The organism is Protofrankia sp. CiP1_Cm_nod1 (assembly GCF_920888515.1).
Classification (GTDB): domain Bacteria; phylum Actinomycetota; class Actinomycetes; order Frankiales; family Frankiaceae; genus Protofrankia.
In genome coordinates, this window is the sequence record NZ_CAKKTM010000182.1 from 1 (window position 1) to 12,014 (window position 12,014).

General features: G+C 72.6%; 11 protein-coding genes. 8 read left to right on the forward strand and 3 right to left on the reverse strand.

The annotated features are described in order from the left end of the window. From NBX02_RS08520 to NBX02_RS08530, 3 genes are all read right to left on the reverse strand, one after another. Positions 1–662 (reverse strand): TauD/TfdA family dioxygenase (locus NBX02_RS08520; RefSeq protein WP_250290815.1); only part of this gene is annotated, 662 nt, incomplete at its 3' end. 733 nt (positions 663–1,395) lie between these two features. Further along, positions 1,396–2,046: an MBL fold metallo-hydrolase gene (locus NBX02_RS08525; protein ID WP_250281879.1), complete on the reverse strand. Its 651-nt coding sequence runs from the start codon at positions 2,044–2,046 to the stop codon at positions 1,396–1,398. A gap of 211 nt (positions 2,047–2,257) precedes the next feature. After that, entirely contained in the window at positions 2,258–3,361 is a 1,104-nt protein-coding gene (locus tag NBX02_RS08530) for an S-(hydroxymethyl)mycothiol dehydrogenase (protein WP_250281914.1), read from the reverse strand. A gap of 396 nt (positions 3,362–3,757) precedes the next feature. Between NBX02_RS08530 and NBX02_RS08535 the strand changes: the two genes are divergently transcribed. The 8 genes from NBX02_RS08535 to NBX02_RS08570 form a co-directional block, all read left to right on the forward strand. After that, positions 3,758–4,744, forward strand: coding sequence for a ParA family protein (locus NBX02_RS08535; RefSeq protein WP_250281876.1), 987 nt, complete (start codon positions 3,758–3,760; stop codon positions 4,742–4,744). A gap of 184 nt (positions 4,745–4,928) precedes the next feature. Next, positions 4,929–5,618 (forward strand): Zn-dependent membrane protease, encoded by a 690-nt coding sequence (locus NBX02_RS08540; protein ID WP_250281875.1) that lies wholly within the window; start codon positions 4,929–4,931, stop codon positions 5,616–5,618. 217 nt (positions 5,619–5,835) lie between these two features. Beyond that, on the forward strand, positions 5,836–6,951 hold the full coding sequence (locus NBX02_RS08545) for a segregation and condensation protein A (protein WP_250281912.1): 1,116 nt from the start codon (positions 5,836–5,838) through the stop codon (positions 6,949–6,951). A gap of 13 nt (positions 6,952–6,964) precedes the next feature. Next, entirely contained in the window at positions 6,965–7,684 is a 720-nt protein-coding gene (gene scpB / locus NBX02_RS08550) for an SMC-Scp complex subunit ScpB (protein WP_250281873.1), read from the forward strand. A gap of 138 nt (positions 7,685–7,822) precedes the next feature. After that, positions 7,823–8,569: a pseudouridine synthase gene (locus NBX02_RS08555; RefSeq protein WP_250281870.1), complete on the forward strand. Its 747-nt coding sequence runs from the start codon at positions 7,823–7,825 to the stop codon at positions 8,567–8,569. Positions 8,570–8,685: 116 nt separating this feature from the next. Beyond that, positions 8,686–9,813, forward strand: a complete 1,128-nt coding sequence (locus NBX02_RS08560; RefSeq protein ID WP_250281868.1) for a prephenate dehydrogenase — start codon at positions 8,686–8,688, stop codon at positions 9,811–9,813. Positions 9,814–10,184: 371 nt separating this feature from the next. Then, on the forward strand, positions 10,185–10,904 hold the full coding sequence (gene cmk, locus NBX02_RS08565; protein ID WP_445548326.1) for a (d)CMP kinase: 720 nt from the start codon (positions 10,185–10,187) through the stop codon (positions 10,902–10,904). A gap of 335 nt (positions 10,905–11,239) precedes the next feature. Beyond that, positions 11,240–12,014 (forward strand): lysophospholipid acyltransferase family protein (locus NBX02_RS08570; protein ID WP_250290819.1); only part of this gene is annotated, 775 nt, incomplete at its 3' end.

Here is a 12,014-nt window from a genome sequence, read left to right on the forward strand (position 1 = left end):
GAGGGATGCTGGGTGAAGTTGACCCACAGAATCTTTTCGCCGGTTTCGCGGTGTACCTGGACCACGGGGTGGGACACGATCGGGTAGTCGTAGCCCACGGCGTTCAGCGCGTCTCGGAAGTCGTGGGTGACGTGGCGGCCGGCGAGACGTTCTTTCACGTCGTCGGGCAGCGCGTTGTAGGCGAGCCCGGCGTCGACCCAGATGGTGTCACCGCCGATATCAGGCAGGGTGACCGCGCGCAGCACCGCCCCCCAGGTCGGCACCAGCCGCCAGCTCGTGTCGGTGTGGTAGGCGTCCCAGTTCTCGTCGGCGTCCGCGGTGGCGCGGGCCCGCTCGTAGTCCTTGAAGTCCGCCGCGGCGATCCGGTGGATCGAGGTCGCCTTTCCGGCGTGGTCGTTGAGGGGCGCCTTCGGCCCGCTCGGGTGCGGATAGAGCGGCCCGAACCGCCGGGCGAACGTCTCGTGCTCCTCGCGGGTCAGCTCCTGGTCACGAAAGAAGACGACCTTGTATTTCAGGATTGTCGCCCGGATCTGGTCGCGGACCTCGTCGGGCAGCGGATACCGCAGGTCCACCCCGCTGATCTCCGCGCCGATGGTCGGCTGCAGCGGCCGGACGGCCAGGTCGCCGGCCGGCTGCGCGTCGAGATGGGTGACAGTGCTCACAGCTTGTCCCTTCACCTGTTCCTGACGTGTGTTCCTGACGTGTGTTCCTGATGGCCTGTGGTTCTGACGGCCTGTGGTTCTGGCGGTTCGCCTGAAGTGCCGCCCGAATGGCCGGGCGGGCAACGGGCGCCGACGGCGGACGGCGCTCCACGGCGGGTACACGGAACGCACGGAGCAGCTGACGCGCGGAGCGCATGGAAAAACGACCGGGAATAATCTTCCCGGCTGCTGGACGCACAACTGCCGGATGTGCTGCCCGGGCATCGAAAAATGTCGTCCGGGTCACGGGTGGGATGGCCGGCCAGCAAAACGTAAGCGTCCGGCCCGGGTATTTGTACGGGAGCGCCGGCGGCCTTCACGACACATATTCCGCCAGCACCGGAAAAGAACGGCGAATGAATAGCAGTGGACCGTGCCACAAGCCGTGCGGACACGGTCGGAAAATGCTTGACGGCGGTGCCTGGGCCGGCACCGGGCGTCAGCGACAGTTGGCGCTGGACACGCGCACCAGGTCTACGTAAAGCCGTGTCGTCAGGTCAGCTCCCTGATCCATGAGCTGATTACAACATGTGAGAGAAGTCTGTGTCCATGACCGGCCGGCCCGGGTTTTCAGAGCATGCCGGAGCATGACGGAAAATACCGAAAAATGATGGAAATTACCGGAACGTACCGGCGGGCGATGACGAGCCACCTGGGCGGCTCGGGCGGCTCGGGCGGCTCTTGGGCGGTCCGCTCAGTGGCCGCGCACGATCCACTGGTCGTATTCGAGCGCCTCGGTGCCGATGGTGGTGTCGTCGCCGTGGCCGGTGTGCACCACCGTCTCGCGCGGCAGTGTCAGCAGCCGCCGTCTGATCGAGTTCAGCAGGGTCGAGAAGTCGGAGAACGACCGTCCGGTGGCACCCGGCCCACCGCGGAAGAGGGTGTCGCCGCTGAAGAGGACCGGCTCCCCGTTGATCACCCCGTACAGGCACACGCCGCCCGGGGAGTGCCCGGGGGTGTGCAGGATGTGCAGCCAGCCGCCGCCCGCGATCGGGATCTGCTGGCCGTCCGCGAGCTGGAGGTCCGGTGGGCGGCCCGGGTAGACCATCTCCCAGAGCATCAGATCGGCCTGGCACAGGGCGATCGGGGCCTGCGCCCGCTCGGCGAGCTCCACGGCCGCGTTGATGTGATCGTTGTGGCCGTGCGTCGCCACGATCATCGACACCCGGCGGCCCTCGATCGCGGCCATGATCACGGACGGGTCGTGCGCGGCGTCGATGACCAGCACCTCACTGGCGTCCCCGACCAGCCAGATGTTGTTGTCGACGGTGAAGCTCTGGCCGTCGATCAGGAACTCGCCACGGGTGATGATCCGATCGACCCGCACCCCGTCGTGTCTGGCCACGCGTTCTCCGTTCCCGTCATCGTCGTCGTCCGGTGCTCCCGTGGTGGTCCACGGTCGTCCGCGTGCGTCAGGCCGGTCAACCCCGCCCATTCGGACCGATCATGCCCGATCCGCCCGGACCGGTCGCCAGCGGATCCGGCCGGACCACAGGCGCCGCCGCGGTTCCCGGTACGCCGCGGTTCGCGGTATGCCGTGGTTGGCGGTATGTCGGTCAGAGCCGGACGACGCTGCGCAGCACGCTGCCCTGCCGCATCCGGGTGAACGCCTCCTCGACGTCGCCGAGGCCCACGGTCTCGGTCACGAACCCGTCGAGGTCGAGCCGGCCCGCCCGGTAGAGATCGATCAGGACCGGGAAGTCGCGGCTGGGCAGGCAGTCGCCGTACCAGGACGACTTCAGCGAGCCGCCGCGGCTGAACACCTCGGTCATCGGCAGCTCGAGGGTCATCGACGGGTCGGGGACCCCGACGAGGACGAGCCGCCCGGCGAGGTCCCGGGCGAAGAACGCCTGCCGGTAGGTCTCGGGGTGGCCGACCGCCTCGATGACCAGGTCAGCGCCATTACCGTCGGTAAGCGTTCTGATCGTCTCCACCGGGTCGAGGTCACGGGCGTCGACGGTGTGGGTGGCGCCGAACCGGCGGGCCCAGACCAGTTTGCGCTGGTCGACGTCGACCGCGATGATTTTCCGGGCGCCTGCGAGGGAAGCCCCGGCGATGGCCGCATCCCCCACGCCACCGCAGCCGAACACCGCGACCGTCTCACCGTGGGTGACCGCGCCGGTGTTGACCGCCGCGCCGAAACCGGCCATCACCCCGCAGCCGATCAGCCCGGCGGCCTCCGGCCGGGCCGCCGGGTCGACCTTCACGCACTGGCCGGCCGCCACCAGGGTCGCCTCGGCGAAGGCCCCGATGCCCAGCGCCGGTGACAGCTTCCGGCCGTCGGCCGCGAGCCGCATCGGCTGGGTGGCGTTGCGGGAGTCGAAGCAGTACCACGGCCGGCCGCGCAGACAGGACCGACAGCTCCCGCAGGGCGCCCGCCAGGCGATCACCACGTAGTCGCCGGGCACGAGCGAGGTGACCCCGTCGCCGACGGCCTCGACGGTCCCGGCGGCCTCGTGGCCGAGGAGGAAGGGGTAGTCGTTGGTGATGGCGCCCTCGCGATAGTGCAGATCGGTGTGACAGACGCCGCACGCCTGGACGCGTACCCGTGCCTCCCCGGGCCCCGGGGCGGGGACGACTATTTCCGTCAGGGTGACGGGGGCGCCCTTCTCCAGGGACACCACGCCACGCACAGTCACCGCATCCGTTGTCGCGCCCATCGTCATGCTCCCGTTGTCGTCGTCGACCGCCGGTGGCCCGGACACCCGGCCCCGCCCCAAGCCTGATCGCGCTGTCCCCGGCCGTCCAGACGGGCTGCGGCCCGGCCCGCCCGGACGGCCGCGGCCAGGTTTCGTCGGCCAGGCACCGTTCGCGGCGGGCCGGCAATTCCTGCCAGTGGAAATACGTCCCGCTATAGTTACCAACTGTTATTGAGAGCTGTCTGCCGCTATCGGTGGAACCCAGCCGGGAGCGGACCGGAACAGCGGTGGCGTCGGCGGTGGCGGGCCGCGGCCACCGACCCGGCGGGATGCGTCCGGTCAACTGTCGGTACGCTCCTGTCGGTCCGCTTCTGCTCTCCGCGCACCGATCCGCAAGAAGGGAGCAGGTCCCTCGACATGACCGCCGATACTTCGCCGATGGCGGCCCCGGTACGCCCCCCGTACGGGCGGATGACCGTCGGGGAACCAGCGCTGCCCGATGACAGCCAGCTCGACGCCGCGGACATCCCCGCCGCCGATGGTGACGCCGGCGAGATCGGGCCCACCGGACGCCCACTGCCCGTCTTTCCCGTCCCGCCTCCGCTGGCGACACACGGGCCGGCCTGGGTGGTCGCCATGTGTAACCAGAAAGGCGGCGTCGGCAAGACGACAAGCACGATCAATCTCGGTGCCGCGCTCGCCGAATACGGCCACCGCACCCTGCTGGTCGACTTCGACCCGCAGGGCGCGCTCTCGGTCGGGCTCGGCATCAACCCGATGGTGCTCGAGCACACCGTGCACGATCTCCTGGTCGGCACCGAGTCCGAGATCGGTGAGGTGCTGGTCCCCACCCAGGTCGACGGGCTGGACCTGCTGCCGAGCAACATCGACCTGTCGGCCGCGGAAATGCTGCTCGTCACGGAGGTCGGGCGGGAGCACACCCTGGCCCGCGCCCTGTCCCGGGTGCGCTCGGTCTACGACGTGATCCTCATCGACTGCCAGCCGTCCCTGGGCCTGCTGACCGTGAACGCGCTGACCGCCGCCGACGCCGTCATCGTGCCGCTGGAGTGCGAGTACTTCGCCCTGCGCGGCGTCGCCCTGCTGCTGGACACCATCGACAAGGTGCGCGACCGGCTGAACTCCCACCTGGAGCTCGCCGGCATCCTGGCCACCATGTACGACGCGCGCACCCTGCACGCCCGGGAGGTGCTGGCCAGGGTGGTGGAACGCTTCCCGCACGAGGTCTTCCACACGGTGATCAACCGGACGGTACGCTTCCCGGAGACCACCGTGGCCGGCGAGCCGATCACCACCTACGCGCCCACGTCCGTGGGCGCGGACGGCTACCGGCGGCTGGCCCGCGAGCTGATGGCCCGGCACGCCACCCCGTCCACGACCGGGTGAGCGGCCGGGTGCGCGCGCCAGCCGGACGACCGGCGGCCGGGCGGATGGACGGGCTGGCTGGGTGACCGGCGGGCAGGCCGCGGGCTCCCCGCGGGCTTCCCGCGGACCAGGTGGGTGACGATCGGGATGCGGACGTCCGGGACGCGGGACGAGGACCGGGACGGGATAAGGAACCTGTAGAGGCGTGCTGTTCTACCTGGCCGAACCCGCGGCGCTACTGGGGATCGCTCTCGCGCTCCTCATCGGGATCTACGCTCACGACGGCGCGCAGGTCCTCGCCGCGAGGCTGCTGCGGGACCCCAGCCCGCTGCGCGCCGGCCGCCTGACGGCGTCGCTGAAACACCGGGTCAGCCCGTTCAGCGCGGTCGCCATGCTCATCTCCGGGGTCGGCTGGACCGAGCCGATACCCATGAACGACGTGTGGCGCAAACGGCGCTTCCACGTGGCCGTGGCGGTGCTGGCCGGCCCGCTGGCCTACCTGCTGCTCGCGTTCGTCGCGATCGTCGGGTTCAAGTTCGTCTCCGAACCGTTTCTGCTCGCCGAGGGCGACCGCCTCCTGGAGGTCGACCACGCGGACAGTTTCCTCGCCCAACTGCTGCTGGGGATGGCGGTCACGTTCGGGTCGTTGCTCATCCTGAGTCTCGTCCCCGTCCCGCCGGCGGACGGCGGGCGGGTGCTGTTCCTGCTCGGCCCGCAGTCGCCGAGCTGGCACCGGGCCCACTACCAGCTCCGCGAGAACAACGTCGGCATCGTCATCCTGCTGGTGATCCTGCTGCTGCCGGTGCTGTTCGTGTCGTTCCCCTCGGTCGTCGGCCAGCTCATCCTGCCGCTGCTGCGAGGCCTGGGCGGCATCGTCGGCGTCGACGTCGGTTGAGCGGCCCGGCCCAGACCGTCCCGCCGGCCCGTGGGCAGCCGTCCGCCAGCCCGCACGAGCGGGCCTGTCCGCGCCCGGCGGGCGGCCGGCGGGGCTCGAACGGGCGTGCGGTGCCCTGGGACGGCCCGTGCCGCCGCGGCGGTAGCGTCGTGTCATGGCACGGACCGGGACATCTCCTCGGCCGAGCGTGATCACGCCGGCGCCCGACGCCACCGTGATGCCCGAAACCGGCCCCGCGTCCGCCGGCGGTGCGGCGTCCGAAACCGGCACAGCGCCCGAAGGCGGTACGGCGGCGCCCGGGGCTGTGGCGCCGACCGGCCGCGGTGGGTCCAACAGGTCCTTCGTGGTCGAGCTCGCCAACTTCAGCGGGCCGTTCGACCTGCTGCTGTCCCTGATCGCCAAGCACAAGCTGGACGTCACCGAGGTCGCGCTCTCCCAGGTCACCGACGAGTTCGTGGCCCACATCCGCCGGCTCGGCCCCGGTTTCGACCTCGGGCAGGCCACCGAGTTCCTGGTGATCGCCGCGACCCTGCTCGACCTGAAGGCGGCCCGTCTGCTGCCGGGGGCGATCTCCGAGGACGAGGCGGCGGACCTCGCCCTGCTGGAGGCCCGCGACCTGCTCTTCGCCCGGCTGCTGCAGTACAAGGCGTACAAGGAGGCGTCGCTGCTGTTCGTGGGCCTGATGGCGCTGGAGGGCCGGCACGTCCCCCGGGCCGTGCCGTTGGAGCCGCGTTACGCGCAGGCCCTCCCCGAGGTGCAGATCGGTATCGGGCCGGCCGAGCTCGCCCGGCTCGCGGCCCGGCTGCGGGAGCCTCCGCTGCCCCCGCAGGTCGCCACCGACCACGTCCACCTGCCGAGGATCAACATCCGTGAGCACATGCTCGCCGTGCTGGAGAAGCTGCGTGAGCTCGGCAGCGCGTCGTTCCAGGCGCTGTGCGCGGACTGCCGGCAGACGATCGAGGTGGTCGCGCGCTTCCTCGCCCTCCTCGAGCTCTTCCGGGAGGGCCGGATCGCCTTCACCCAGGAGGTTCCGCTGGGAGAGCTGACAGTGCGCTGGCTGGCCGACAGTGTCTCCACGGCCTCCGCGGAGGCCGACAGTGCCTCCACGGCCTCTGCGCAGCCGTCACGGAGCACGGCGGACGGTACGGACGGCGGCTCGCTCGGTGACGTGTACGGCGGTGTGGGCAACGGCCCGGACCGCGCCGCCGGCGCCCCCACCGGCGTCCCCTGGGAGGCCGGCGCCGCCGGGAGCCCCGACGATCCCGGGGACGTCGACGACACCGAGCGAGCCGGGACCGGCGGGCGCCGGAAACGAGGATCACGACGGCGATGACGAGGGAAGCACAATGACCGCGGAGGCGGATCCGGCCACCGGTGGCGAAACCGTGGCGGCCGGCACCCCGGGCGAGCACGAGCCGGACGGGCGGAGCCCGGACGGGCCGGGCTCGGAGGAACCGGGCCCGGGCGGACGGAGCCCCGAGGAACGGGGGCCGGACGGGCCGGGCGCGGACGACGACGCGCCGCGGCCGCCGCTGCCGGCTCTCGTCGAGGCGATCCTGATGGTGGCGGAGAACCCGGTGCCGGTCACCGAGATCGCGGTGAGCCTGGGCGTTCCCGCTACCGAGGTCGAGCGCGTCCTCGTCGAGCTGGCCCTGGGCTACATCGCCGACGGCCGTGGCTTCAGCCTGCGCGACGTCGGCGGCGGCTGGCGTTTCTACACCAGCGAGGCGTGCGCCCCCTGGGTCGAGCGGTTCGTCCTCGCCGGGCAGAGCCCGAAACTGTCCCAGGCGGCGCTGGAGACCCTCGCGGTCGTGGCCTACCAGCAGCCGGTCAGCCGGGGGCGGATCTCGGCGGTGCGTGGGGTGTCCGCCGACGGGGTGATCCGTACCCTGACCGCCCGCCGGCTGGTCGAGGAGACCGGGACCGACCCCGAGACCGGTGCCATCCTGTACCGGACCACCGACTACTTTCTGGAACGGATGGGCCTGCGGCATCTCGACGAGCTGCCGCCGCTGGCCCCGCTGCTGCCCGGTATCGCCGACGTGGACGACATCGAGGGCCTGTGAACGACATCGAGGGCCCGTGAACGGATGCGGACGGAACGTGCGGGCGGGCCGGGGCCCCGATGGCGGATCGAGGGCAGGACCCATGACGGATCGAGGAACCGAAGAGCCGCCACAGGCTCGCGGACGGGACGGAGGCCCATGACGGCCGGTGACGCGAACGCCGAGGGCGTCCGCCTGCAGAAGGTGCTCGCCGCGGCCGGGGTCGGTTCCCGCCGGCACAGTGAGGAGCTGATCGCCGCGGGCCGGGTCCGGGTGGACGGCCGGGTGGTCGAGGCGCAGGGCATGCGGGTCGACCCGCAGACGGCGATCATCGAGGTGGACGGCGAACGGGTCGTCACCCGCTCGGGCCTGGTGCACCTGGCGCTGAACAAGCCTGTCGGGGTGCTCTCGGCGATGTCGGACGACCGCGGCCGGCCGACCGTCGCGGACCTGGTGGCCGACGCCGGCCCGGGGCTGTTCCACGTCGGGCGGCTGGACGCCGACAGCGAGGGCCTGCTGCTGGTGACCAACAACGGGGAGCTGGCCCACCGGCTGTCGCACCCGTCCTTCGAGGTCGCCAAGACCTATCTGGTCGAGGTCGCGGGGCCGGTCGGCCGGGACGTCCCCCGGCGGCTGCGCGAGGGGGTCGAGCTCGCCGACGGCCCGGTGCGCGCGGACGCCGTCCGGACCGTCGGCTCGGCCGGCTCCCGGGTCATGCTTGAGATCACCCTGCACGAGGGGCGCAACCGGGTGGTGCGCCGCCTGATGGACGCCGTCGACCACCCGGTGCGCCGGCTGGTGCGGACCAGGATCGGCCCGGTGCACCTCGGTTCGCTGCCGGCGGGCCGGACCAGGCACCTCTCCCGGGGCGAGGTCGGCGCCCTCTACCGCGAGGTCAGCCTGTAGCGAGGCCGGCGGGACGCGGGAGGAAGGCCCGCGGGGCGCGGGCGGGACACGCGGGACAACCAGCGGCCAACCCGCGGGAAACACCCATGGGCTGCTGACGAACATATGGTGGCTCGGTGAATGTCACGTCCGGCGCATCCCGGCCCGCCGGCCATGGGCCGCCGCCGCGGCGGGTGGGGATCGTCGGGTCCGGGCTGATCGGTACCAGCATCGGGCTGGCGCTGACCGGGCGCGGCGTCGACGTCCTGCTCGCCGACATCGACGCCGAGCAGGTGAAGGTCGCCGAGGTCATGGGCGCCGGCCGGCCCTGGCACGGGGAGACGGTCGAGCACGCGGTGGTCGCCGTCCCCCCGCACGCGGTCGCCGGGGAGCTGCGGCGGCTGCAGCGGGCCGGGATCGCCGGGACCGCCAGCGATGTCGCGAGCGTGAAGGCCAGGCCGATCGTCGAGGCCGTGCAGACGGGCTGCGACCTGTCGACGTGGTGCCCGGCGCATCCGATCGCCGGGCGGGAGCGCGGCGGCGCGGCCTCGGCCCGCGCCGACCTGTTCGCCGAGCGGACGTGGGTGCTCTGCCCACTGCCGCACACCTCGCCGGCCGCGCTGGCGGCCACCGTCGCGGTCGCCCATGCCTGCGGCGCCATACCGGTGCGCACGACGGCGGACCGGCACGACCAGGCCATGGCCGCCCTGTCCCACCTGCCGCAGGTGGTCGCGAGCCTGCTCGCCGCGGCCACCCCCGATCTCGCCGCCGGCGAGCTGGCGCTGGCCGGCCAGGGGTTCCGGGACGTCACCCGGCTGGCCGACAGCGATCCCGGCCTGTGGTCGTCGATCCTGGAGGGCAACCGCGGCCCGGTCGCGGCCCGGGCACGCGGCCTGGCCGGGCGGCTCACCCAGCTCGCCGACGTCCTCGACCAGGGCAGTGAGCAGGAGGTCATGCTGGCCGTCCGCGCGCTCATGGCCGGTGGCAACGCCGGCCGGGCGCTGCTGCCGCGCAAGGCCGGCGCGGTGTCCCGGCCGTGGGCGTGGGCCTGGGTGGGGGTGGTGCTCGCCGACCGGCCCGGCCAGCTCGGTGCCCTGTTCACCGCGATCGGCGACTGGCAGGTCAACGTCGAGGACATCGCCGCGTTCGAGCACAATCTCGACGCCCCGGCCGGCATCGTGGAGCTCGCCGTCGCGCCGGACATCGTCGACTCCCTGCTGGACAGGCTGGCCACGGCCGGCTGGACCGCCTACCGCCGCTCGTGACCGCCGGCTGTCAGCCACGGCGGGATGGCGGGAGGGCCGCCCTGCCCGGGCGCGACGCCGTCCTTCCCGGATGGACGGCCCCGGGTAGCCTGAGCCGGGTTGACCGCATCGGCGCCGGCTCGGGTGAGCATCCGGGCCGGGCCGGTTTCACCGCGTCGGTTGCCGACAGGTTTCTGGTGTAGACGGGTTTGTGGTTGTGGTGCAGATGTCGCGTCCGGACGGAGGAAACGGTGGAACACGACCGCGGTTGGCGTGAGCCGGTGGTTGCGTCGGTGACCGGCGCCCAGGAGGTGTCCGAAGATGCTGAGGGCCGCCGCGCCGGCTCCGCTGAGCCCTGGCGGCCCGACGGGCCCGCGACGGCCACGACAGGTGTGACGGGCGTGACGTCGCCGCAGCGGCTGGTCCGCGACGGGCTCGTCATCGCGGTGGACGGGCCCGGCGGGTCGGGCAAGAGCACGGTCGCCCGGGAGATCGCCCGCCGGCTCGGCCTGCGGTATCTCGACACGGGCGCGATGTACCGGGCGGTGACCCAGCTCGCCCTGGAGAGCCGCATCGACATCGAGGACCACGACGCGGTCGCCGAGCTCGCGGAGCGGGCGGTGCTCACGATCGGTACCAGCCCCGACAATCCGACGATCGCCGTCAACGGCGAGCCCGTGGACGACCTGATCAGGACCAGGGCGGTGACCAACGCGGTGAGCGCGGTGGCCGCGGTGCCCGCCGTCCGCCGGCGCCTGGTCGCCCGCCAGCAGCAGATCATCGCCGAGGCGTCGCCGGTGGGCATCGTGGTGGAGGGCCGCGACATCGGCTCGGTCGTCGCCCCGAACGCCCCCGTCAAGGTGTTCCTGACCGCCTCGACCGAGGTCCGGGCGCTGCGCCGGTCGCACCAGCTGGGCGAGCGCGGCGTCGACGACGTGGCCCGCACCCTCGCCGAACTCGGCCGCCGGGACGCCCTGGACAGCACCCGCGCCGCGGACCCGCTGGCCGTCCCCGACGACGCGATCGTGCTCGATTCGACCGCGCTGTCCGTCCAGGACGTCGTGGACGAGGTCCTACGGCACTGTGAGCAGGCGTCGGCCCGAGCGTCATGACGACGATCGAAGACCCCCGGGACGGCGCGCCGCGAGCCAGTGCGGCCGGCGTTCCCGCGACCAGCTCTCCCGCAACCGGCGGCCCACGGGACGACGCTTCGCGGGATGACGCTTCTACGACCGGCGGTGTGCGGGGTGACGCTCCGAAGGGCGATGCCCCCGCCGGTGCGCAGGGCGGTGTCGCACCGGGTGGTGCTTCGAGCGGCGATGTTCCCGAGACTGATGACGCGCAGGTTGACGTTCCGCGGGGCGATGCTCCCGCGGTCGGTGCCGCGCAGGTTGACGTTCCGCGGGGCGATGCCCCCGCGGCCGGTGCCGCGCGAGGTGTCGGTTCCGTGGCCGGCGTCCCGCGCGGCGGCGGAGGGCCGGGCGGCGGGCGGCCGTCCACGGCGGTGTCCCGGCGGGCGGCGGCGTCCCGGCCGTACAACGACATTCTGCACACGGTGCTCAAACCGCTGTTCCGTCTGATCCTGAACAGGGTCGTCATGCGCCTGACGGCCGAGGGGCTCGACCGGGTCCCGTCCGCCGGCCCGCTGATCTTCGCGGGCAATCACAGCAGCCTGCTCGACGGGCCCCTGGTCGTGATCGAGGCGCCGCGCACGGTCCGCTGCCTGGTGAAGTCCGAGCTGTACACCGGGATCCTCGGCCGGCTGCTGCTGCTGTCCGGGCAGATCCCCGTCGACCGGGGCCGGCCCGACCGGTCCGCGCTGCACACCGCGCTCGACGAGCTCTCCCGCGGCGGCGCGATCGGGGTGTTCCCGGAGGGGACCAGGGGCAGCGGCGAGGTGGAGACCGTCCAGCACGGCATCGCCTACCTGGCCGTCCACGGCCGCTGCCCGATAGTGCCGGTCGCCTGCGTCGACACCGGGCAGGTCCTGCCGAAGGGGGCGCACTGGCCGCGGCGCTCCGTCCACGCCCGGATGGTCTTCGGGCATCCGTTCCAGGTGGAGATCCCGGCCAACCCGCGGTCGCGGCGGGCGCTGGCGGCGGTGGCCGAGGACATCCGGGTCCGGCTCGCCGACCATCTCGCCCAGGCCCGGCTGGCGCCCACGTCCCCGCCCAGTCCGGCCGCGCCGCCCGCCCGGCCGGGATCGCGTCGGTCAGCCGGGG

Bases quoted from the DNA above. Each gene is read 5' to 3' on its own strand.
- NBX02_RS08530 (WP_250281914.1), bottom strand. From the start codon at position 3,361: ATGGGCGCGACAACGGATGCGGTGACTGTGCGTGGCGTGGTGTCCCTG.
- NBX02_RS08535 (WP_250281876.1), top strand. From the start codon at position 3,758: ATGACCGCCGATACTTCGCCGATGGCGGCCCCGGTACGCCCCCCGTAC.
- NBX02_RS08545 (WP_250281912.1), top strand. From the start codon at position 5,836: ATGCCCGAAACCGGCCCCGCGTCCGCCGGCGGTGCGGCGTCCGAAACC.
- scpB (WP_250281873.1), top strand. From the start codon at position 6,965: ATGACCGCGGAGGCGGATCCGGCCACCGGTGGCGAAACCGTGGCGGCC.
- NBX02_RS08555 (WP_250281870.1), top strand. From the start codon at position 7,823: ATGACGGCCGGTGACGCGAACGCCGAGGGCGTCCGCCTGCAGAAGGTG.